At 59.5% G+C, this 21,862-nt stretch carries 16 protein-coding genes; 7 read left to right on the top strand and 9 right to left on the bottom strand.

Translation table 11 applies throughout. The annotated features are described in order from the left end of the window. Positions 1-290 precede the first annotated feature (290 nt). Positions 291-1,496: a galactokinase family protein gene (locus tag DXD24_RS04335; protein ID WP_117564681.1), complete on the top strand. Its 1,206-nt coding sequence runs from the start codon at positions 291-293 to the stop codon at positions 1,494-1,496. Continuing rightward, a complete protein-coding gene (locus tag DXD24_RS04330) occupies positions 1,487-3,115 on the top strand; it encodes a UDP-glucose--hexose-1-phosphate uridylyltransferase (RefSeq protein WP_233502326.1) in 1,629 nt (542 codons plus the stop codon). Before DXD24_RS04335 ends, DXD24_RS04330 begins: the two co-directional genes overlap by 10 nt. Positions 3,116-3,454: 339 nt before the next feature. On the opposite strand, the gene DXD24_RS04325 is transcribed toward DXD24_RS04330, so the two are convergent. The 7 genes from DXD24_RS04325 to DXD24_RS04295 all read right to left on the bottom strand — a co-directional run bounded on the left by DXD24_RS04325 (position 3,455) and on the right by DXD24_RS04295 (position 9,899). Further along, positions 3,455-4,390, bottom strand: a complete 936-nt coding sequence (locus DXD24_RS04325) for a hexose kinase (RefSeq protein WP_117564736.1) — start codon at positions 4,388-4,390, stop codon at positions 3,455-3,457. 53 nt (positions 4,391-4,443) lie between these two features. Beyond that, the gene (locus DXD24_RS04320) at positions 4,444-5,325 is read right to left on the bottom strand and encodes an aldose 1-epimerase family protein (RefSeq protein ID WP_117564678.1); all 882 of its coding nucleotides are present in this window, start codon (positions 5,323-5,325) and stop codon (positions 4,444-4,446) included. A 376-nt stretch (positions 5,326-5,701) separates the two neighbouring features. After that, positions 5,702-6,226 (bottom strand): galactose-6-phosphate isomerase subunit LacB, encoded by a 525-nt coding sequence (gene lacB / locus DXD24_RS04315; protein ID WP_006234831.1) that lies wholly within the window; start codon positions 6,224-6,226, stop codon positions 5,702-5,704. A 63-nt stretch (positions 6,227-6,289) separates the two neighbouring features. Next, the gene (gene lacA / locus DXD24_RS04310) at positions 6,290-6,718 is read right to left on the bottom strand and encodes a galactose-6-phosphate isomerase subunit LacA (RefSeq protein ID WP_006234830.1); all 429 of its coding nucleotides are present in this window, start codon (positions 6,716-6,718) and stop codon (positions 6,290-6,292) included. Positions 6,719-7,043: 325 nt separating this feature from the next. Further along, entirely contained in the window at positions 7,044-8,057 is a 1,014-nt protein-coding gene (locus DXD24_RS04305; protein ID WP_055252625.1) for a hypothetical protein, read from the bottom strand. A 284-nt stretch (positions 8,058-8,341) separates the two neighbouring features. After that, on the bottom strand, positions 8,342-8,680 hold the full coding sequence (locus DXD24_RS04300) for a PTS lactose/cellobiose transporter subunit IIA (RefSeq protein ID WP_055252615.1): 339 nt from the start codon (positions 8,678-8,680) through the stop codon (positions 8,342-8,344). Positions 8,681-8,894: 214 nt separating this feature from the next. Further along, complete coding sequence (locus DXD24_RS04295) at positions 8,895-9,899, bottom strand: LacI family DNA-binding transcriptional regulator (protein WP_117564767.1); 1,005 nt, start codon at positions 9,897-9,899, stop codon at positions 8,895-8,897. A 356-nt stretch (positions 9,900-10,255) separates the two neighbouring features. Between DXD24_RS04295 and DXD24_RS04290 the strand changes: the two genes are divergently transcribed. Together DXD24_RS04290 and lacG (DXD24_RS04285) are read left to right on the top strand one after the other, a co-directional pair. Further along, entirely contained in the window at positions 10,256-12,031 is a 1,776-nt protein-coding gene (locus DXD24_RS04290; RefSeq protein ID WP_117564766.1) for a lactose/cellobiose PTS transporter subunit IIB, read from the top strand. Between the two features lie 66 nt (positions 12,032-12,097). Then, positions 12,098-13,537, top strand: a complete 1,440-nt coding sequence (gene lacG / locus DXD24_RS04285; RefSeq protein WP_117564765.1) for a 6-phospho-beta-galactosidase — start codon at positions 12,098-12,100, stop codon at positions 13,535-13,537. Positions 13,538-13,804: 267 nt separating this feature from the next. Here the strand turns inward: lacG (DXD24_RS04285) and DXD24_RS04280 are convergent, their stop codons facing one another. After that, positions 13,805-14,833, bottom strand: coding sequence for a LacI family DNA-binding transcriptional regulator (locus tag DXD24_RS04280; protein ID WP_055310566.1), 1,029 nt, complete (start codon positions 14,831-14,833; stop codon positions 13,805-13,807). 344 nt (positions 14,834-15,177) lie between these two features. Here DXD24_RS04280 and lacG (DXD24_RS04275) point away from each other — a divergent pair, with 344 nt between their 5' ends. Next, positions 15,178-16,626 carry a 6-phospho-beta-galactosidase gene (gene lacG, locus DXD24_RS04275; protein WP_006234822.1) on the top strand — a complete coding sequence of 483 codons (1,449 nt, stop codon included), beginning with the start codon at positions 15,178-15,180 and terminating at the stop codon, positions 16,624-16,626. A gap of 175 nt (positions 16,627-16,801) precedes the next feature. Next, complete coding sequence (locus tag DXD24_RS04270; RefSeq protein ID WP_117564764.1) at positions 16,802-18,562, top strand: PTS lactose transporter subunit IIBC; 1,761 nt, start codon at positions 16,802-16,804, stop codon at positions 18,560-18,562. 173 nt (positions 18,563-18,735) lie between these two features. On the opposite strand, the gene DXD24_RS04265 is transcribed toward DXD24_RS04270, so the two are convergent. Then, positions 18,736-19,737, bottom strand: a complete 1,002-nt coding sequence (locus DXD24_RS04265) for a LacI family DNA-binding transcriptional regulator (protein ID WP_147326346.1) — start codon at positions 19,735-19,737, stop codon at positions 18,736-18,738. A 282-nt stretch (positions 19,738-20,019) separates the two neighbouring features. Between DXD24_RS04265 and DXD24_RS04260 the strand changes: the two genes are divergently transcribed. After that, a complete protein-coding gene (locus DXD24_RS04260) occupies positions 20,020-21,798 on the top strand; it encodes a PTS lactose transporter subunit IIBC (RefSeq protein ID WP_117564762.1) in 1,779 nt (592 codons plus the stop codon). Positions 21,799-21,862: the final 64 nt, after the last annotated feature.

The following is a 21,862-nucleotide window of genomic DNA, read 5'->3' as shown; positions in this document are numbered from 1 at the left end:
GGGCAGAAATACGCCCCGCGCCGAAGCCCGCTATCGTCGGACGCATGTTAACGTACTCTACTTTTTCAATCCGCAACTCTTCTGCTCTATAAGTCCATACGGCAATACCGTTCACGGCTGGATTTCTACCGATTACCAGATTCTCAAAAAGTGATAAGTGTTGTGTTATGAGTACGTTAACATAGCCCGTAACGTGCGGCATCGTAGATGCTGAGTTTATGCCACTTCAGATTGTTAACGTACTCACTACGACGGAAAACTCGTCAGTATGCGCCAAGGAAAGGACCCTCATGACCACCCCCGACGAAAAGACACTCGCCACGCTCACCAAGCTGTTTGAGGAGGAGTTTGGCCCCATCGGCGATCGCCAGGTGCTCTATGTGCACGCGCCCGGCCGTTCCGAGATCAGCGGCAACCACACCGATCACGAGGGCGGTCACGTTATCGCCGGCTCGCTCGATGTCGCCGTCGACGGCATTGCCGTGGCGACCGATTCCAACAAGGTTCGCGTCGCCGACGAGGGCTATCCTACGTTTGAGATCACGCTCGATACGCTAGACGTTCAGGAGTCCGAGAAGGGCACGTCCGCAAGCCTCGTCCGCGGCATGGCCCACGAAATCGCCTCTCTGGGCGTTGAGCCCCAGGGCTTCGACTTTGCCTTCACCTGCTCCGTCCCCTCGGGCGGCGGTCTTTCGAGCTCCGCTGCTGTCGAGGCGGCATACGGTCGCGCCATGGAGACGCTCTGGGACGCACCCGCCATCGAGCCCGTCGCGCTCGCCCAGATGAGCCAGCGCACCGAGAACAACTATTACGGCAAGCCCTGCGGTCTGATGGACCAGGCCGCCGTTTGCTTGGGCGGCCTCGCCTACATGGACTTTGAGGATCAGGCTCAGCCTAAAACCCAGAAGCTCGAGCTCAACTTTGAGGATCACGGTTATGCGCTCGTGCTCGTTAAGGTCGGTGCCGACCACGTGGCCGCCACCGATGACTACGCCGCCGTTCCGCGCGAGATGCAGGACGTCGCCGCCGAGTTTGGCAAGGCACGCCTGTGCGAGGTCGACGTTGCCGACTTTGACGCCAAGCTCCCCGAGCTGCGCGCCAAGCTGGGCGACCGTGCCTGTCTGCGCGCCGTTCACTACTGGTACGAGAACGGCCTGGTCGACAAGCGCTGGGCAGCCCTGAACGCCGGCGACATCGACCAGTTCCTGGTCCTGACGCGCGAGTCCGGCGCCAGCTCTGCCATGTACCTGCAGAATGTCGTTGCCAAGCTGGGCTCCGAGCAGCCTTCCATGTATGCCCTGGCGCTGGCCGAGCACGTGCTCGACGGCCGCGGCGCCGTTCGTATCCACGGTGGCGGCTTTGGTGGCACCATCCAGGCCTTCGTGCCGCTCGACCTGGTCGACACCTTCATCGCCAAGATGAACGGCTGGCTGGGCGAAGGCTCTGCCCGTCACTACGCCATCTCTGACAAGGGGGCTTACGCGGCATGGCTGTAATGACTGACGTGCGCGAGGCCGCGCAGAACCTGATCGAGTACGCTATCCACCGATCGATGATCGGCCAGGACGATCGCATCTGGGCATACAACACCATTTTGGAGTGCATCGGCGCCACGGGCCCCGCACTCGACATGACTTGGGCACTCCAAGTTGAGAAACTCTCGCTCTTGCACCCCGATACCCTGCCTGACTTTGACCTGGAGGGCACGCTCGCCGCGCTTGCCGAGGCCGCCGTTGCCAACGGCGCCGCCGAGGACACGGCGTCGGGCCGCGACCGCATCGCCATGCGCATCATGGGCGCGCTGATGCCGAGGCCTTCGGTTGTAAACGAGGAGTTCGACGGCCGCATGGGCGTCAACGAGCCCCGCGCCGCGACCGACTGGTTCTACGGTCTGTGCTGCGACGCCGGCTACGTGCGCCGCGCCGCCATCGCGCGCAATATCAAATGGAACACCCCCACCAACTGGGGTGACCTGGAGATCACTATCAACCTGTCAAAGCCCGAAAAGGACCCGCGCGATATTGCCGCAGCCGGTGCCGCCAAAAACACGGGCGAGAAGTATCCCGCCTGTCAGCTCTGCATCGAGAACGAGGGCTACCCCGGACGCTCCGCCGCAGCCGACGGCGGCGCTCATCCCGCCCGTCAGAACCTGCGCGTTATTCCCATCCAGCTCGACGGCGAGCGCTGGGGCTTCCAGTACAGCCCGTACGCGTACTTTAACGAGCACTGCATTGCCATGAGCTCCGAGCATCGCCCGATGCACGTCGACCGCAAGGGCCTGACCTGCCTGCTCGACTTTGTCGACCTGTTCCCGCACTACTTTATTGGCTCCAACGCCGATCTGCCCATCGTGGGCGGCTCGATTCTGTCGCACGACCACTTCCAGGGCGGTGCGCACGAGTTCCCCATGATGCATGCCGCCGAGGTCTCGCAGTTTAGCGTGCCCGGCTTTGACCAGGTCACCGGTACCGTGCTGCAGTGGCCGCTCTCGGTGCTGCGCCTGCGCTCGCATGACCGCGCCCAGCTGCTCGACGCTGCCGAGAAGATTATCCTCGCCTGGCGCGAGTGGACCGATGAGTCTGTGGGCGTCATCGCGCACACGGCCGATGGCGTGGCGCACAACACCGTGACGCCCGTCATCCGCCGCGTCGACTCCCGCGGCAATGCCGGCGGCGAGATTTACGAGGCCTACCTGGCGCTTCGCTGCAATATCACGACCGACGAACATCCGCTGGGCGTTTTCCACCCGCATGCCGAGTACCACCATATCAAGAAGGAGAACATCGGCCTGATCGAGGTCATGGGCCTGGCGATTTTACCGCCGCGCTTGGTCCCCGAGCTCGGCGCTGTCCGCGAGCACCTGCTGGCGGCCAAGGCCGATGCCAGCTACGACCTTGCCGCCGCGCTCGAGGGCGACGACCTTTGCCACAGCCACGCCGCATGGGCCGAGGACGTCTATGCCCGCCGCGCCGATGAGCTCACGGCGGACAACGCCATCGATATCCTGCACGAAGAGGTCGGCGTGGTGTTTGGCCACGTGCTCGACAACGCCGGCGTCTTTAAGTGGGACGAGGCGGGACGCGCCGCCCAACAGCGCTTTATCGACTCGCTGTAGAGCACGGGCCCGAACGTTCAACAGCAGCCCACACGACATAGCCACCTACACGACAACGGTGCCCGCCGGCAATATCGCCGACGGGCACCGTTTTTTGAGTGTAGTCATCGGGGACGTTCTTAAACGACTAGTCATTAAAGAACGTCCCCGATGACTACTTGCGACAAGGCAACGCCGATGTTTTGGCAACGACAGCGAAAACCCGCCAGAGCGAGCAAGGTGCCTTGAAACAAGGCGGCATTGACCTTCTGGTCATGCCGCCGAAGTTGAAAGGCAGATTGCCGCTCTGGCGGGTTTGCAGCGTCGAGCCGTTACGGCGTTTGGTAAAACGCCGTAACCTTAAAGTTCAGTCACGACAACGTTGTTGAAGATCTCGTCCCAGCGGTCCATGACCAGGTGGCCGGTCTTGGGATCCATGGCGTTGAGCTTGCCGCAGGTATTGGCGGTCTTGAGCACCGTGACGTCGTCGGCGCCAGCAGCAATGGCATGTGCAAAGCCGGCGATGGTCGAGTCGCCGGAACCCGTTGCGTTCACAGCCGCAATCGCGGGCGTCTTGGCGCGGAACGCGCGACCCTCATGGAAGCCCACCGAACCGGCAGCGCCCATCGAAACGACAACCCAGGGGATACCGGCAAAACGGTCATCGGCGGCAAGCGCCTCGCGCAGGGCATCGACATCATCGGTCGTAAAGGACGTACCCAGTAGGCCGTTAATCTCGGTCAGGTTGGGCTTTACGAGCTCAGGCTTAGCGTCGGACTCCAGCGCGGCCTCCAGCGATGCACCCGAAGTGTCGAGCAGCACCTTGGCGCCCGCCTCCTCGGCGATCTTGACGAGCTCGGCATAGTAGCCGGCATCGACGCCACGCGGCAGCGAGCCCGAAAGCGTCACAACGTCCGCCTTCGCTGCAAGCTCGGCAAACTTGGCCGTAAAGGCCTCGAGCTCGGCCGGAGCGATCTGCGGGCCGCTCTCCAGCAGCTCGGTCTGATTACCCTCGTGCAGAATATTCAGGCAAATGCGCGTCTCACCGGCGATGGGCACAAAGTCGTTCTTGACGCCGTCGGCATCCATAAGCTCGGCCATATAGGCACCCATGTGTCCGCCGAGCAGACCGGTCGCGAGCACATCGTCGCCCAACTGCAGCAGCACACGGCTCACGTTGAGGCCCTTGCCGCCAGCGGTCTTTTCGGGCGTCACACGGTTCACGTCGTCGATGATCAACTTGTCGAGCTGATAGCGCGTATCAATCGACGGGTTCATGGTAACGGTCAGAATCATGTTGAACTCCTGTTCCGGGGCGGCATAACCCGCCCCAAACATACGATAACTCGTTAAAGGATCTCGATCTCAAAGCCGCGGGTGACGGTCTCTCCCGGCTTGGCCTCCAGGCAGCCACGCTTGTGCTCCAGAATATCGTCCTCGTCGGAGCAGGTGGACAGGCCGCCCCACGGTTCCACGGCCACAAAGTCACCCTCGGGCTTGCTCCACACAATCAGGTACGGCATATCGGGGAACGTCAGGCGCACGCCCTTGTCCTCGGTCTTCTTGGTCAGCGTAACCACGCGGCTCTCGAGCACGTCAAAGATGGTCTCCGCGAAGTCGAAGAGTTCGTGGGTAAGCGGCAGGTCATGGCCGATCATGGGGTTCTTGCTGCGATGCTCAACATCAATCAGGCCCGTCGAGGGAACGGCAGTACAGAGCTCGGTGGCCTCACGCTGCTCAAAACGAAGCTCGTAGTCGTCGTAGGACTCGCCCTCGTCAAGCGGGCACTTAAAGCCAGGGTGACCGCCCACAAAGAACGGCATGTCCTCGGTGCCCTCATTGGTCACCTCGTACGACACGGCCACCTTCTCCGCATCGATCGTGTAACGAGCAACGATCTTAAACGGATACGGGTACTGCTCGAGCAACTCGGCATGGTCGGCAGAGCTTAAGCTCAGCGCAACCATGTTGTCGCTCTGCTCCTCGAGCTTCCACTCCTGCTTGCGAGCAAAGCCGTGGCGGGCGAGCTTGACCTCGCGGCCGCCCGTGGTCATTGCGCGACCGTCACGAAGGCCGCCGCAGATCGGGAAACAAATGGGTGCCTGGCCCGACCAGACCGCCGGGTCACCCTGCCACAGGTACTCACGGCCGTTGGCCGCAATAGAAGTGAACGACCCGCCCGCCGTGCTCAGTGCTACGCGGATAGAACCGTTATCAAGAACAAACTCCATAGGAGCCTTCCCTTTCTTACGACAGCCCGCCAAGTCAATAGGGCTGATAGAAAACCGGCCCGCGCCCCCTCACAGAAACGCGAGCCGTCAATTGAAAAGCTGCAAATCGCCAAGTACAGCCAAGAGCGAAGCACTCAAGCCAAGCAAGCAAACGTGTTATCGGAGCAGCTCGCCGTATCGGAAATCTTCGCAACAACAGCGGTAACCCCACAGGTCACCTCAACGTCAGCGAGAAGCCAGCTGGTGAGGCAAGGTGCCGTGAAGCGAGGCGGCATTGACCTTCTGGTCATGCCGCCGAAGCTGAACGGCAGATTGCCCACCAGATGGCTTCGCAGCGTCGACCCGTTACGCGGTTTGGTAAAACCGCGTAACCTCCTTAGTCGTGGTACTCGCCGCGGTCCCACTTCTCGAGGAACTCGTCAAAGAAGTGCGGGTCAGCCTGAGCCTCGGCGTCGGCCTTATTGCAGGCATCGATCTTGGCGATCAGGGCATCGTGCTCGGGGGTCTTCTCGTAGGGCTCCTCCAGGAAGGCAAGCATGATATCGGCCATCAGGAACTCGCCGGTAATCTTGCCGCCAAAGCCCACGATGTTGGCGTTGAGCTCGCGACGGGCATACAGGGCAGAGGTCATGTCGCGGACCAGGGCGCAGCGGGCGCCGGGAACCTTGTTGACGGCGTTGGTGATGCCGATGCCGGTGCCGCACAGGGCCACGCCAAAGTCGGCCTTGCCGCTGGCAACAGCCTCGCCCACGGCCTTACCGTAGATGGGATAGTGCGTACGGGTGTGGCTGTAGGTGCCGCAGTCGAGCACCTTGTAACCAGCCTGCTCCAGGCGGTCGGCCAGATAGATCTTCTCGTCCGTAACGATATGGTCGCAACCGATTGCGATGGTCTTCTTCATCAGAACGTCCTTTCGTCTGAATTCACAAGTTGAGGTAGAAGTTCGAGTTCTCGGTGGCTCTCGTTAGGCCATCTTGTTGAGCATGTCGACACGGATCTGGTGACGGCCGCCGGCGTACTGTGCACGCAGGAACTCGCGGGCGATCTTCTTGGCGACCTCGGTGCCCACAACGCCCGGGCCCATGGTGACCATGCGCGAGCCGTTGTGCTCGCGGGTCATGTAAGCGGAACGCTCGTCGGAAATGTTGGCGACGACCATGCCCTTGATCTTGACGGCGGCCATATAGGAGCCGACGCCGTACTTATCGAATGCGAAGCCCTGGGAATCCTTGTGCTCCAGCAGGTCCTTGGCAACGGCGGTCGCGGAATCGACAAAGTCCGCGGCAGGGGTCTCGGAATAGTCGACGACCTCGTGACCGTCGGCGATGAGCATCTCCTTGATGGACTCCTTCATCGACATACCGTCGGCATCGGAAGCGATTACAACCCTCATGACATCCTCCTTGAGAGATACGCAGGTGCGTAGTTTCTGTTTGGAAGTGTTGAATCGCGTTCAGGTCCGGGCATCTGAATGTGCGGTTCTTCACTGTTCATGTTTATTTGAACACATTCGAACAGTAACTGCAACAACTATTTGTTTATCTTTGTTCTTTTTTGAACAAATATCGTTCACGGATGATTGCTGACCGTTTGAGCCGGGCGCGGACGTAGCGACCATGTGTTCAACAAACAAAAGGGCGGCCAAGAACGTGTCTCGGCCGCCCTTCGGCGGTATTCCCCGGTATATACAGCTGTTTTAGCTACTCGGACTGCCCACCCTATTTGGCGTGCTTGGACGGAGCACTCAGAAAGCGGCCCGTCAAATAGTTCGCCGGGCCGGAAATATCGATCCCCAGCAGTACGTGTCCCAGCCACAGGAACGCCACGAGCACCAGCAGCGGGATAACGCACGAAGTCACGATCATCACGATGACGCCTTCGATGAGGTCGGTCACCTGCTGCACGATCTCGTCGGTCATCTGCTTGGCACCGCTGGTCACCGACGTAACAAGGCTCGAGGCCCCATCAGTCAACTGCTCGAGCACGTTTTTGGACTCCGTGGCCTCGGATTTTTTCTTGTTCGATTTTGAGCTGGTCTCGGCTGACTTGTCCGTGGTGTCGGCCGCGTCCGCAGCGTCCGCAGCCTTTTGCTCAGCTTGCTCAATACTTACGCGATACGTTTCATCGACCTTCTGCGACACCCAAACGCTTGCAGGCACCAACGCCATGCCGATCACGGCAACTACCAGCACGCGTGTCGCCACACGGCGCAGGACAGCGCTCGTGCTCCAGCGCCCGTGAATGCCGAGCGACACCGCAAAGAGCACCAACGCAAACGGGATTAAGATGCCCAAGCCAACCGACCACAAAATGGTTAGCAGGTATTTCTCGAGGTAGAGCACGGCAAGCACGATACCAAGGTTGCCTGAAAGCTGCGCGAGCTGCTCGGCAACCGGCGTTCCCGTATCACCCGGCAGCGCGGTAATGCCCGCAGACAGCGCCACGCACGAGGTCGTGAGCGCCAGTACGTTACCCTTCTTTTGGTCGATGACCTCGATGGTGGAGTCCCAAGTTTTGGTATCGGCGAAATGCGGACGAGCTACAAAGCCCGACAGCAGCGCCAGGACCACGAGCGCAACGATAAAGCCAATCTGCAGCTTTTTGTTTGCGCACACGACATCGGACAGACTGGGCTGCAGCTCGGTTACCGCCGTGTGCTCGGTTATCTGGACAGGACGCCCATGAGCCATCTCGTGCGCATCTTTCTTTTGAATCAATCCGTTGTCCGGCATTTGGATACCTCCTCATTCCGGCCTGTATTGCGGATGGAAGTATACCCACCGAGCAAAAATCGAACGGGAGGACGAACGGAGCGCACCAAGACTGTCCCCAATGACCAGTCGTTTAAGAACGTCCCCAATGACTATCTCGGGATGAGTTGCGGTGGAATAGGGATTGTTTTGCGCCCGCCGGCCCCTATTCAGTCCTTATTTCACCGCAACTTGGAGGAGGACAGAAAAAGCCCTGTCGCGGGTGCGGCAGGGCTTTTGGAAGGGAACTTGGTTGTGAGGGCTCGTTAGGCGAGCTTGGCCTCGAGCTCAGCGATGCGCTTGTAGGCATCGATGGTAAAGCGGGCCTGCTTCTCCAGGATCATAGTGGTCATGAGAGTGTCCTGAGCGTGAGCCATGATGAAGGTCATCTCCATCTCGCCACCGCCGGCCTCCTGCGAAAGCAGCTTGGTCTGCGTGTCGTGGGCGCCGATAAGTGCATCGCTGGCATCCTTGTGCAGCTGTTCGGCCTTCTCAAAGTCACCCTCGCGAGCAGCATCGAGCGCTGCAAGCAGATCGGTCTGGGCGTCACCTGCGTATGCGACAATCTCGAATCCAACCATCGAGATTTCTTCTTTGGTTGCCATATTGCGTTCCTTTCACATATGAACCAATGGAGAGCATCGCGTCCGGGCATACGCGCTGCGTTGTGTATGACAGAAACAATAACATTCAAACAAAAAAGAACAGCGCAAAACGTAATTTTGAGCTATGAACGGTCACTATTCGTCCGTGAACGGTTTTTAAACCAATCTGAACAATATCGAACACAATTAGCGGCAACCCAAACAGACCCGCGCCCTAGCGTACATCGCGCACCGTATCGCCCTCGACGAGCACGCCCGGAAACAGCATGTGCTCCACACCGGGTGCAGCGCCCTCGGCGCCGGCAATCTTGTCGACCGCCCACATGCCGACGCGTTTGTTGTCAAAGCGCACCGTGGTCAGGCGACGGTCGGGCACGATATCGCCCAGGCTGTCATCAACACCCACCACACTCACGTCCTCGGGCACGCGCTTTCCGCGCGACTCGAGTCCGCGAATGCAGCCGTAGGCCATGGCATCGTTGGATGCATAAATGGCCGTGCAGGTCGGATCATCCGCAAGCACCTGGCCGGCGGCATATCCGCTCTGTGCCGTCCAATCGCCACGGACGAGTCGCGGCGGCTCAATACCATGCGCACGCAATGTCTCACGCCAGCCCTCCTCGCGTCGCATGCCCGAAAGCGAGCGCTCGGGACACGAGATAAAGTGCACGGTCTTGTGCCCCTGCTCCAGCAAGTACTCGACCACCTGGCGCGAGCAATCGAACTGGTCGTTATCGACCGTCGAGCACAGCGGGTGCTCCAGCATGGTAACGAGCACCGTCTGCATACCGGGCAGCGGCTCAAAGGTGCCAAAGTCCGCCGGCATGCGGTTCATAATCACGACCATACCGTCCACCGGCAGTGCGCTCATACGCGACGATGCGCTCTCGAGGGTATACGGATGCCCATCTACTTTAGTGAGGGTGATGGCGTAGCCGTGTTTGTCGGCGGCGGCGGCAAAGCCCTCCATACGGTCGAGGTTGCCGGTGCCGGTAATGTTGAACATAGCGACGCCGACGGTCTTAAACTTACCGCGGCGCAGCGATCGACCGGCAAAATTGGGGCGATACCCCAGCTCGCGCATGGCGGCACGCACGCGCTCCTTGGTCTCGGGGCGCACGCTGGGCGAATCGTGCACCGTACGCGAGACCGTCTGCTCCGAGACGCCCGCGAGACGCGCCACATCCTTAACGGAAACCGATTTTTTAACAGCGGCCATAGGTCGATCTTTCTATGTCGACGATGCCATTGGTGGCACCCTACGCAGTCATTTTTAACGCCTTCAAGTATATCCAACGCCTCCCCCACCATACGCTCACCACCCAAAACCTACCGTTCACCGACATTTTTGCTTCCCCAAACGGCTTTTGGCTCCCAAATGTTAACGTTGCCATTGCGCAAACACAGAGCCACCGGGCGGCTCACACGTTTACACGCAAGGAATCGACGGTCCGCAGGCACAGGGGCCACCGGTTCGCACCTTTTTTGTGTCGCAAAATGGCAACGTCAACATTTTGGCAACCAAACGTCAAAAGCTACTATCGTTGCTAACCCACCGACTCTTAGGAGCTTTGCATGGAGCAACTCATCGCCACCATCGAAAAAGGCCAGCCCTTTTTCAACGCGATCGCCCGCAACAAGTACCTCAAGGCGATCCGCGACGGCTTTATCTCCGTCATCCCCATCATCATCTTCTCGTCCATCTTCTGCCTGGTAGCTTCGGTCCCCAACATCTGGGGTTTCTACTGGCCCGATGACATCAACAACGCCCTGTGGAAGTGCTACAACTACTCCATGGGCATCCTGGCCATCGCCTGTGCCGCCACCACCGCCAAGCACTTCGCCGACGCCCAGAATCGCGACCTGCCCAAGAACAACCAGATCAACTTCATCTCGTGCATGTGCGCGGCCATCATCGGCTTCTTGCTCCTTTCGAGCGACACGATCGCCACGGACGCCGCCAGCGGCTTCAACACCACCTATCTTGGTTCCAAAGGCCTGCTGACTGCCTTCATCGCTGCATTTGTGACCGGCATCATCTACAAGTTCTTTATCAAGCGCAACATCACCGTCAAGATGCCCGAGCAGGTTCCGCCCAACATCTCGCAGACCTTTAAGGACATCATCCCCTTCTCCGTCTGCATCACCGTCTTTTGGGTCTTTGACATCGTCTTCCGCGCCGCCTTTGGCTTCTGCTTTGCCCAGGGCGTCATCCAGGTGTTCCAGCCCCTGTTCACCGCTGCCGACGGCTACATCGGCCTCGCTGTAATCTACGGCGCCATGAGCCTCTTCTGGTTCGTGGGCGTCCACGGCCCCTCGATCGTCGAGCCCGCCATCGCCGCCGCCCTCGTTGCCAACATGACCGACAACCTGGCTGCGTTCCAGGCCGGTCAGCACGCTTCCGCTGTCCTGACCCAGGGTGCCCAGTACTTCGTCGTCTGCATGGGCGGCACCGGTGCCACGCTCGTCCTGGTCTTTATGTTCTGCTTCCTGGCCAAGTCTCAGGAGATGCGCGCCGTCGGTAAGGCCGCCATCGTCCCGGTCTGCTTTGCTGTCAACGAGCCGCTGCTGTTCGCCGCACCCATCGTGCTCAACCCCGTCTTCTTTGTCCCGTTTGTCTTTGCCCCGATCGCCAACATCTGGATCCTCAAGATCTTTATCGACTTCTTGGGCATGAACGGCTTTATGTACACCCTGCCTTGGACTGTCCCCGGCCCCATCGGCACCATCATGGGCTTGGGCTTCCAGCCGCTCGCCTTTGTGATGCTCGCCCTCATCTTGGTCGTCGACTTTGTCCTGTACTATCCGTTCTTCCGTGCCTATGACGCCCAGAAGTGCGCCGAGGAGGCCGAGATCTCCCAGGAGGAGCTCGCCGCCAAGAACGCCGAGAAGGCCGCCAAGCTCAACGACGCCTTCCAGGGCAAGGCCGATGCCAAGAGCGTTGCCGCCGGCGCCGCAGCCGAGGCCGTGAAGGCCGACGCCCCTGCCGCTTCTGCAGCACCCGCTGCCGAGGCAACGACCGCCAGCGACCTCAACGGCAAGCGCGTGCTCGTGCTCTGCCAGGGTGGCGGAACCTCGGGTCTGCTCGCCAACGCGCTGGCCAAGGCTGCCAAGGAGCGCGGCATTAACCTCGAAACCGCTGCCGAGGCCTATGGCAACCACGTGGATATGCTCCCCGACTTTGACCTGGTCGTCCTGGCCCCGCAGGCCGCAAGCTACCTGGCAGACCTGCAGAAGGACTGCGGGCGCGTGGGCAACAAGTGCGTCGCCTGCCGCGGCAAGCAGTACATCGAGCTCTCCCAGAACGGCGATAAGTCTCTCGCCTTCGTAAGCGAGCAACTCTCGAAGTAACTAACGCCCAGGGCCAGTCGACCATCAACAGCCGGCTGGCCCTTCGATTTAGACGATTGGATCATCATGTCCGTTAACCCTGTTAGCGTCACCAACCCGCCCGCGCAGTTTCCCGAGGACTTTATCTTTGGCGGCGCCACTGCTGCCTACCAGGTAGAGGGCGAGACCCGTACCCACGGTAAGGGCAAGGTCGCCTGGGACGACTTCCTGGAGGCCCAGGGGCGCTTCTCCCCCGATCCCGCTTCGGACTTCTACAACCAGTACCCCGTCGATCTGGAGCTGTGCGAGGAGTTTGGCATCAACGGCATTCGCCTCTCCATCGCCTGGAGCCGCATCTTCCCCAACGGCACCGGCGAAATCAACCCCGAGGGCGTGCAGTTCTACCACGATCTCTTCGCCGAGTGCCACAAGCACCACGTTGAGCCGTTTGTCACGCTGCATCACTTCGATACGCCGCTTCCCCTCTTTGAGAAGGGCGACTTCCTCAACCGCGAGACCATCGATGCCTTTGTGGACTTTGCCACCTTCTGCTTTAAGGAGTACGCCGACCAGGTGACCTACTGGTTCACCTTTAACGAGATCTGGGCCGATGCCTCCAACACCTACATCGAGGGCACCTTCCCCGGTGGCGTCAAGGCGCATCTTGCCGAGGCCTTCCAGTGCGAGCACAACATGATGCTCGCCCACGCCAAGGCAGTGCTGGCCTTCCACAACGGCGGCTTTAAGGGCAAAATCGGCGTCATTCAGTCGTTGGAGTTCAAGTACCCGCTCAACGAAAACGACCCCGCCGACATCAAAGCCGCCAACAACGAGCACGTGCTGCAAAACCAGTTTTTGCTCGACGCCACCTTCCGCGGCGACTACGCGCCCGACACCCTCGAGTGCGCCAACCGCCTGGCTGCCGTCTCGGGCGGCACCATCGAGATCCTGGACGAGGACCTCGAGATTATGCGCGAGGCAGCGCTCTACAACGACTACCTGGGCGTTAACAACTATCAGTGCCGCTTCTTGAAGGCCTACGACGGCGAGAACGACCTGCACCACAACGGTACGGGCGAGAAGGGCACCGGCCGCTGGCGCGTTAAGGGTATTGGCGAGCATGTGAACAAGCCTGGCATCCCCACCACCGACTGGGACTGGATCATCTATCCCGAGGGCCTGTTCGATCTGCTCGTCTACATTAAGCAGCGCTACCCCAACTACAAGCAGATCTTCATCACCGAGAACGGCATGGGCTACAAGGACCCCTACAAGAACGGTTTTGTGGACGACCAGCCGCGCATCGACTACATCGAGCAGCACCTGCGTTGGCTGCTCAAGGCCATGGAGGTGGGCGTCAACGTGGGCGGCTACTTCCTGTGGAGCCTGCAGGATCAGTTCTCCTGGACCAATGGCTACAACAAGCGTTACGGCTTCTTTTACGTTGACTTTGAAACCCAGAAGCGCACGCCCAAGGCAAGCGCCTACTGGTACAAGCACGTGGCGCAGACCCGTCGTCTGGACTAGTGGCTGGCGGGGTTGCCCGCTCACACAACCTGTCCCCATTTCTCAGCCGGGGGCGGCACGTCACACGGCGCGCCGCCCCCGGTCTTTTTGTTTTTGGGCTGGTCGGGAGCCGTTTGTCTCGATCTGTAACATCTAGCCGAGTTTTTTGGTCCTAGCTGTTACAGATTGAGACGAACAGGATTGCTCTTTCCGAAGAATCTAAATCTGTAACACGTAGCCCGCTTTTGACCGTCTACCTGTTACAAATCGAGACAAACGGAGTAGGACCTAACCCCGTATGTCCCTAACAGTCGAGCGTTCGACCAGCGTACTCGGCACATGAATCGCCTCGATAGACGAGCTCTCTCCAATCGCCGCCTCAAACGCAAGCTTACCGACACCGCGCAAATCAAATCGCAGCGTCGTCAGTCGATTGTGAGGAACAAGTCCCTCGAGTGCGTCGTCGATACCAACCACGCTCACGTCGTCGGGCACGGACAGGCCCGCGTTCTCGAGCGCGGCGATAACGCCCAGCGCCATCTGGTCATTTGCCGCAAGCACGGCAGTCGGCGCCTGCGACCCGCCGGCAAGCACCTCGGCCGCAATCCGCTCGCCCATGGCGTACCCACTGTCCGCACTCCAATCGCCACGCAGCATCGGAGCGGCATCGACATGAGCACGACCCAGCGTATCGCGCCAACCGGCCTCACGAAAACGCGAGGAAATCGAGTTTTCCGGACCCGCCACAAACCGCATATTCGAGTGACCATGTTCCAGCAGATAATTGGTCAACAGCTCGCACGAACCATACTGGTCGGAGTCGATCGTCGTGCAGCGCGGATGCGCATACATGGACAGGATGACCGTTCGCACTCCCGGCTGGGGAACAAACTCCTCAAAATCGGGAGCCATGCGGTTCATGTTGAGAATCATGCCGTCGACGGGTCGCTCGACCATGCGGCGCGAGGCATCGGCAAGTGTATAGGGCTTGTCGCCGCCCATCTCGATCATAGTGACGGCAAAATCGTGCTCGCGCGCCGCTTGCATGATACCCTCGAGCGTCGCCAGGTTACCGACACGTGTGATGTTGTACATGCACAGGCCAATAGAACGATACGACCCGCCGCGCAACGCCGCTCCAGCAAAATTGGGACGAAAGCCCAGCTCTTCCATGGCGGCCAGCACACGCTTGCGCGTCTTTTCCGTCACGTTGGGCATACCGTTGACCACGCGAGACACAGTCTGGCGGCTCACGCCAGCGAGCGCCGCAACTTCTGCCGCGCTCGCCGAATGACCATTCCTTGTCTGCTGAGCCATGCCTTCCACGCTAACCTGCTTCCCAACTATTCCCCGCGCCCATGGCGCATCGTACATACATTGATAACGTGCTCATGATACCCGAGCCATATACCACAACATGAAAACTTCTGTCAATCAAAACCGCTTACCGAACAAATACAACCGTTCGCGGCTGTTTGAAGTTGTTTTGTTTCTATACATCCCAGCCGGATGTTAACGTGCTCATTGTCAAATGTTCACGTGCTCATTTTGGTTCTAATCATTTTAAGATAGTGTTTATCGGGCTTTTTCACCGCTGAACGCTAACCAGGGAGCCTCCTGAGCGCAAACGCACAATATCGAACAGCGAGACGAGAGGGTGTATGCATATGTCTTTGCTAAACCGCGTACAGCAGCTGCCGAAGGGCTTTGTTTGGGGCGCCGCAACCGCCGCGTACCAAACGGAAGGTTCCACGAAGGTGGCAGGCAAGGGTAAGACCATGTGGGACGATTACCTTGTCGCCCAGGGTCGCTTTTTGCCCGACCCGGCCAGTGATTTCTACAACCGCTACGAGGAGGATATCCGCCTTTCTGCCGAGCATGGACTCAACGCCATCCGTGTGTCCATCGCCTGGACCCGCATCTTCCCCAACGGCGACGATGCCGAGCCCCTCGCCGAGGGCGTTAAGCACTACCACGAGCTGTTCGCCTGCTGCAAAAAGTATGGCGTCGAGCCCTATGTGTCCCTGCATCACTTTGACTCCCCCGCCGCCCTGTTCAACCAGGGCGACTGGCTCAACCGCAAGACCGTCGACGCCTATGTGCGCTATGCCGAGTTCTGCTTCCGCGAGTTCCGCGAGGTCAAGAATTGGTTCACCATCAACGAGCTCATCAGCCTCTCGCACTCCCAATACATCCAAGGCAACTTCCCGCCCAACCATCACTTTGATGTGACGAGCGGCATCCAGAGCCAGCACAACGAGCTCGTTGCCCACGCCCGCGCCGTCAACCTGTATAAGGATCTTGACGAGACCGAGCACCTGGGCGGACGCATTGGCATGGTCAACGTCCTGACGCCGGCATATCCTGCCACAGACTCGCCCGCCGACCAGCACGCCGCCGACCTGTACAACGCCTTCTACACCGACTTCATCATGGACGGCGCCTTCCTGGGTCACTACTCCGCGCGCACCCTCTCACTCATCAACGAGATTCTGCGTGCCAACAACGCCACGCTTACGGTTGAGGACAGCGACATGGAGGAGCTCGCCAAGGCGGCGCCCCGCAACGATATGTTCGGCCTCAACTACTATCAGTCGGCGTTTATCGCCGCCTACGATGGCGAGTCCACCAACAGCTTTAACGGCACCGGAGACAAGGGCACCTCGTGCTTTAAGTTTAAGGGCGTCGGGCAGCAGGTCGATATGCCGGGTATCCCCACCACCGACTGGGATTGGCTCATCTACCCGCAAGGCCTCTACGACACGCTCAAGCACATCAGCGCCACCTATCCCAACCTCCCCGTCATCTATATCACCGAAAACGGCCTGGGCCACAAGGACCCCGAGCCCGACGCAAACGGCATCGTCGCCGATCCCGAGCGCATCGACTTTGTCGACCAGCACATGGAGAAGGTGCTCCAGGCGCGTGCCGAGGGCGTCGACGTCCAGGGCTACTTTATCTGGAGCCTGCAGGACCAGTTCTCGTGGGCCAATGGCTATAACAAGCGCTACGGCCTGTTCTACATCGACTTCGACACGCAAAAACGCTACATCAAGCAGTCGGCACTCTGGTACAAGGAGCTCGCCGACACTATGGCGGACGCGCAGTAGCGCATCGCCTCGCTTTCCCCCGAGGGGGAGCGGCCCCATGCGATACAAACCCAGCCGCTCCCCTCTCTCCCCCTGGGACCGACCCCGCCTGCACCCGGGCTTTTAGCAAGCGGGAGACCATATAGGTTTTCAACGTCCATGCCATTAAGATTTCATGCAAAGAGGAGCGTGAACTATGGAATCGATCGTTAAGTTCTTGGAGAAAGGTCAGCCGTACTTCGACAAGGTCTCTAAGAACATCTACCTTCAGGCCATTAAAGACGGCTTTTTGGCAGCAATGCCCATCATCCTGTCTTCTTCTGTCTTCCTGCTTATTTCGACCCTGCCGGGCGTTGTCGCCACGGTCGGCGGCTTTACGCTGCCCGACTGGTGGAACGTCGACGTCGTGAACTTCTGCAACAAGGTTTACAACTTCACGATGGGCGTCGTGGGCATCATGGTCGCCGGCACCACCGCAAGCGCGCTGACCGGCTCCAAGAACCGCCGCATGCCTGCCGGCAAGGCCATCAACGCCACGAGCACCATGGTCGCCGCCATGTGCGCTATGCTCATCTTGGCCGTTACCCAGACGAGTGCCAAGATCGACGGCGCCGATGTCTCGGTGTTCTTTACCGACAACATGGGCACCAAGGGCCTGCTGAGCTCCTTTGTCGCCGCATTTGCCACGGTCAACATCTATGCCTTCTGCATTAAGCGAGACATCACCATCAAGCTGCCCAAAGAAGTCCCCGGCGCCATCGCCCAGAACTTCCGCGACATCTTCGCCTTCAGCTTCTCCATCCTGTTTGTCGCCGTCATCGACGTTATCTGCCGCACCTGCTTGGCCGTCCCGTTTGCCAACGTCATCTCCACGCTGGTGAGCCCGCTGTTCGCCGCTGCCGATTCCTACGCCGGCCTCGCCCTCATCTGGTTCATGATCCCGCTGTTCTGGTTCATGGGCATCCACGGCCCCTCGGTCGTTAAGCCTGCCCTCAACGCCGCGCTGTTTGGCAACATCACCACTAACCTCGCCACGCTGCAGGCCGGCGGTCACCCCGCCCTCGCCCTGACCGAGAACTTCGGTAACTACATCGGCGAACTCGGCGGCACCGGCGCCACGTTCATTGTCCCGATCATCTTCCTGCTCTTTATGCGCTCCAAGCAGCTCAAGGCCGTCGGCAAAGCCTCTGTCGTACCCGTGATGTTCGCCGTCAACGAGCCGCTGCTGTTCGCCGCGCCCATCATCCTCAACCCGTACTTCCTGATCCCGTTCCTGTTTGCCCCCGTGGCCAACGTCCTCATTGGTAAGTTCTTCATCGACTTTTTGGGCATGAACGGCTTTATCTATGCCATGCCGTGGGCACTCCCCGGACCGATCGGCACCTTCATCGACACCAACTTCCAGCCGATCTCTCTGGTCCTGGTTGTCGTCCTGCTGGTCGTTGACTTCTTGATCTACTACCCGTTCTGCAAGGCCTACGACAACGTCCTGTGCAAGCAGGAGGCCGAGACCCTGGCCGAAGAAGAGGCCGAGGAGACCAAGACCGTCAAGACCGCTGACGCCCCCGCCGTTGAGGCTCCTGTTGTCGAGACCGCTTCTGCCACTGAGGCCTCCGCAGCTCCGTCCGCCCTTAAGGGCAAGGATCTGAGGGTTCTGGTTCTGTGCGCTGGCGCCGGCACCTCTGCACTGCTCGCCAACGCGCTTAAGGAAGGCGCCGACGAGCTGGGCATCGACATTACCGCCAACGCCGGTGCCTACGGCAGTCACTACGCCATCATGGACCAGTACAACGTCATCGTCCTGGCTCCGCAGGTTCGCACCTATTACAACGAGATGAAGGCCGACACCGACCGCCTGGGCATCACGCTGCTGTCGCCCAAGGGCAAACAGTACATCGACCTCACTAAGGATCCCAAGGGTGCCGTCGCCTGGATCGAGGAAAACCTCGAGGCATAAGACGCTGACACCACCTGCCGCTCGCAGACAATAAATGGCCCGTGCATCGATGTGTGATGCGCGGGCCATTTTGTTTAGACCGCACCCGTCCTCCTGTTCATCTCAATCTGTAACATCTAGCCGAGTTTTCGGGTCCCACCTGTTACAGATTTAGACGAGCAGGCCGAGCACGTCTACGCCCGCAGATCCCGCACGCTCGCGCGCTCGACCAACACACCCGAGACGAGCGTACGGCTTCTGGAGCTCGGGGCTTCCAGACCTGCGACGACCTCGTTAAGCGCACGGATGCCCAGCTCGCGGTGGCGAAACTTCACCGACGTCAGAATCGAGTTGGGAATCGTCTTGTAGAGCTCATCGTCGAAACCGATCACGGACACGTCGTCGGGCACATTGAGCCCTTTGTCACGTAGAGCCATCATCACGCCGTTTGCCATGCAGTCGTTAGCAGCGAGGACCGCCGTGCAATCGGGCTTATCGGCAAGCACAAGGCCCGCGGCATAGCCACTATCCGCATTCCAATCGCCTTGCAGAGGCTCGGGCGGCTCAATGCCACGCGCCTCGAGTGCCGCACGCCAACCTTTCATACGGCACTGACTCGACAGCGACTCTTTCTTACCCGAAACGAAGTACACGTTCTTGTGCCCGTGATTCAAGAAGTACTCGCACGCCATGCGCGCACCACCCTCTTGATCGTCACTGACGGTAGAGCAGGTAGGATGCTCCATCGGTGTGATAATCACCGTCTTGAGGTCTTTCGGAGCCTCGAAGGTATCAAAGTCATCGACCATCTGACGCAGGTTAAAGATCATGCCATCAACAGGCAGCTGCGACATCCTACGCGCCGCATCGGCAAGGGTCATCTTTTCCCCTGCGCGCTTCTTAATCATCGTGAGCGCAAAGCCGCGTTCTTCGGCGGCATCGGCGATACCGTCGATCATGTCCACGGCACCGCCCGACAAGTGGAACAGCACGACGCCGATGCACCCGTAACGGCCCAACTTGAGCGAACGCTCGGCAAAGTTGGCTCGAAACCCGAGCGCCTCCATGGCCGAATGAACCTTATCGCGTGTCGACTCTCGCACGCTATCGGGCTCGTTAATCACGCGCGAAACCGTCTTGAGAGAAACACCAGCGGCAATCGCCACATCATTCATTGAGACATTTTTCTTGTCCATCGTTGCCACTGCTTCTCCAGTCGGTTTTACATCGCTTGTTTTTGCGTTCTAGCATACACTACCTGCCTGACTGATAAATCAACCGTTTACCGAACAATATCGACCACTCACCCGTATATCCTTGTTGCTCTTCCAAAAATGACAACGTTGTCATTAACGAAATGACAACGTTGTCATTTCGCAATGCCTTCCTTAAACAGGAAGGTTTCCGGGCAGTCCTGACCATCCATCGACGACCAGTTCCATCCACATGCATCGCGCATCAAGTAGCAAAGGAGCTCTATGGACGCCATCGTAAAGATGCTCGAAAAGCATCAGCCGTTCTTTGAGAAGATCTCGAGGAACATATACCTCCAGGCCATCAAGGACGGATTCCTTGGGTGCATGCCCATTGTCCTCACCTCTTCGATCTTTCTGCTCATTGCCACCCTTCCCGGCGTAGTCGGCATCACGCTGCCCCAGCCGCTCATCGACTGGTGCAACAAGCTCTACAACTTCACCATGGGCGTCATGGGCATCATGGTTGCCGGCACCACCGCCAAGAACTTCACGGCATCCATGAACCGTCGTATGCCCGCCGGCAAAGTGCTCAACGACGGTTCCACCATGGTGGCCGCCCAGTGCAGCATGCTGCTGCTCGCAGTCACGCAGTTCACCACCAAGTTCAACGGCTCCGAACTTTCGGTCTTCGATTGCACCAGCATGGGCACGCGCGGTCTGTTCTCGGCCTATATCGCCGCGTTCATTACCGTGTGGGTCTATAAATTCTGCGTTTCGCGCGATTTGACCATTAAGCTGCCCAAGGAGGTTCCGGGCGCCATCGCTCAGAACTTCCGCGACATCATCCCCTTTGGCGGCGCCGTCATCATCTGCGGCATCATCGATGTCGTCGTGCGCAACCTCATGGGCGTTCCGTTCTCCGAGCTGCTTATCAAACTGCTCTCCCCGCTCTTCACCGCTGCAGAAACCTATCCTGGCCTTATCCTTATCCAGGCAGCCACCGCGTTCTTCTGGTTCATCGGCGTCCACGGCCCCTCGATCGTCCAGCCGGGCATCGACCCCATCCGTCTTGCCAACCAGGCCGAAAACCTGCAGGTTCTGCTGGCAGGCGGCCACCCCGCCCACTCCCTCACCTTTAACATGTCGCTCGTGGGTGAGTTCGGCGGCACCGGCGCCACGTTCATCGTGCCGCTTCTGCTGATTCTCTTTATGAAATCCAAGCAGCTCAAAGCCGTCGGCAAGGCCTCGATCGTTCCTGTTGCCTTCGCCGTCAACGAACCGCTGCTCTTTGGCGCGCCGATGATCCTTAACCCCTACATGCTCATCCCCTTTGTTGCCGCCGGCTGCGTCAACGTGAGTGTTGCCAAGTTCTTTATCGATAACGTGGGCATGAACGGCTTCTCCTTCGTGGTGCCTTGGGCTACCCCTGCCCCCATCGGCATCTTCATCACCACGAACTTCCAGCTTATTGCCCTGGTATTTGTCGCGATCATCATCTTGCTGGACGCCATCATCTACCTGCCGTTCTTGAAGGCATACGATAAGCTGCTCTGCGACCAGGAGGCCGAGCGCGCCGCCGAGCTGGGTCTTGAGTCCGATGGTGCTGCCGTCATCGCCCCCAACGCCTCTGCGCCCGCTGTCGAGCAGACTACCGCTTCCGTCGAGACGACCGCCGCTGCCACCGACAGCAAGCCTGTCGCCGATCAGCCCGAGCCTGCCGCCGACGCATCCGCCAAGAAGGATGTCGACGGCCTGAAGGTCCTCGTCCTGTGCGCCGGCGCCGGCACCTCTGCCATGCTTGCCAACGCCATCAAGGAAGGTGCCGCACAGACCGGAGAGAATATTGCTTCCTCCGCAGGCGCCTATGGTCAGCACACTGCCATCATGGATCAGTACGACGTTATCGTGCTTGCCCCGCAGGTCCGTAGCTACTACAACGACATGAAGGCCGACACCGATCGTCTGGGCATTAAGCTGCTCGCCCCGCGCGGTAAGGAATATATCGACCTTACCCGTGACCCCGCTGGCGCCATCAAGTGGCTCCGCGAGAACCTCGACTAGTTACCTCCCTCTGTTGGTGCCCGAATCCCCAGTTCGGGCACCTCTCCCTATTCGTATCCCACAG

The organism is Collinsella sp. TF12-2AT, assembly GCF_003436735.1.
In the GTDB taxonomy this organism is placed as follows: Bacteria; Actinomycetota; Coriobacteriia; order Coriobacteriales; family Coriobacteriaceae; genus Collinsella.
The sequence above is the reverse complement of the archived record's forward strand: the minus strand, read 5'-3'. Positions and strand labels throughout refer to the sequence as shown.

Excerpts from the sequence above, each read along its gene's own strand:
- DXD24_RS04335 (WP_117564681.1), top strand. The coding sequence starts at position 291 with ATGACCACCCCCGACGAAAAGACACTCGCCACGCTCACCAAGCTGTTT.
- DXD24_RS04330 (WP_233502326.1), top strand. The coding sequence starts at position 1,487 with ATGGCTGTAATGACTGACGTGCGCGAGGCCGCGCAGAACCTGATCGAG.
- DXD24_RS04325 (WP_117564736.1), bottom strand. The coding sequence starts at position 4,390 with ATGATTCTGACCGTTACCATGAACCCGTCGATTGATACGCGCTATCAG.
- DXD24_RS04320 (WP_117564678.1), bottom strand. The coding sequence starts at position 5,325 with ATGGAGTTTGTTCTTGATAACGGTTCTATCCGCGTAGCACTGAGCACG.
- lacB (WP_006234831.1), bottom strand. The coding sequence starts at position 6,226 with ATGAAGAAGACCATCGCAATCGGTTGCGACCATATCGTTACGGACGAG.
- lacA (WP_006234830.1), bottom strand. The coding sequence starts at position 6,718 with ATGAGGGTTGTAATCGCTTCCGATGCCGACGGTATGTCGATGAAGGAG.
- DXD24_RS04305 (WP_055252625.1), bottom strand. The coding sequence starts at position 8,057 with ATGCCGGACAACGGATTGATTCAAAAGAAAGATGCGCACGAGATGGCT.
- DXD24_RS04300 (WP_055252615.1), bottom strand. The coding sequence starts at position 8,680 with ATGGCAACCAAAGAAGAAATCTCGATGGTTGGATTCGAGATTGTCGCA.
- DXD24_RS04295 (WP_117564767.1), bottom strand. The coding sequence starts at position 9,899 with ATGGCCGCTGTTAAAAAATCGGTTTCCGTTAAGGATGTGGCGCGTCTC.
- DXD24_RS04290 (WP_117564766.1), top strand. The coding sequence starts at position 10,256 with ATGGAGCAACTCATCGCCACCATCGAAAAAGGCCAGCCCTTTTTCAAC.
- lacG (WP_117564765.1), top strand. The coding sequence starts at position 12,098 with ATGTCCGTTAACCCTGTTAGCGTCACCAACCCGCCCGCGCAGTTTCCC.
- DXD24_RS04280 (WP_055310566.1), bottom strand. The coding sequence starts at position 14,833 with ATGGCTCAGCAGACAAGGAATGGTCATTCGGCGAGCGCGGCAGAAGTT.
- lacG (WP_006234822.1), top strand. The coding sequence starts at position 15,178 with ATGCATATGTCTTTGCTAAACCGCGTACAGCAGCTGCCGAAGGGCTTT.
- DXD24_RS04270 (WP_117564764.1), top strand. The coding sequence starts at position 16,802 with ATGGAATCGATCGTTAAGTTCTTGGAGAAAGGTCAGCCGTACTTCGAC.
- DXD24_RS04265 (WP_147326346.1), bottom strand. The coding sequence starts at position 19,737 with ATGGACAAGAAAAATGTCTCAATGAATGATGTGGCGATTGCCGCTGGT.
- DXD24_RS04260 (WP_117564762.1), top strand. The coding sequence starts at position 20,020 with ATGGACGCCATCGTAAAGATGCTCGAAAAGCATCAGCCGTTCTTTGAG.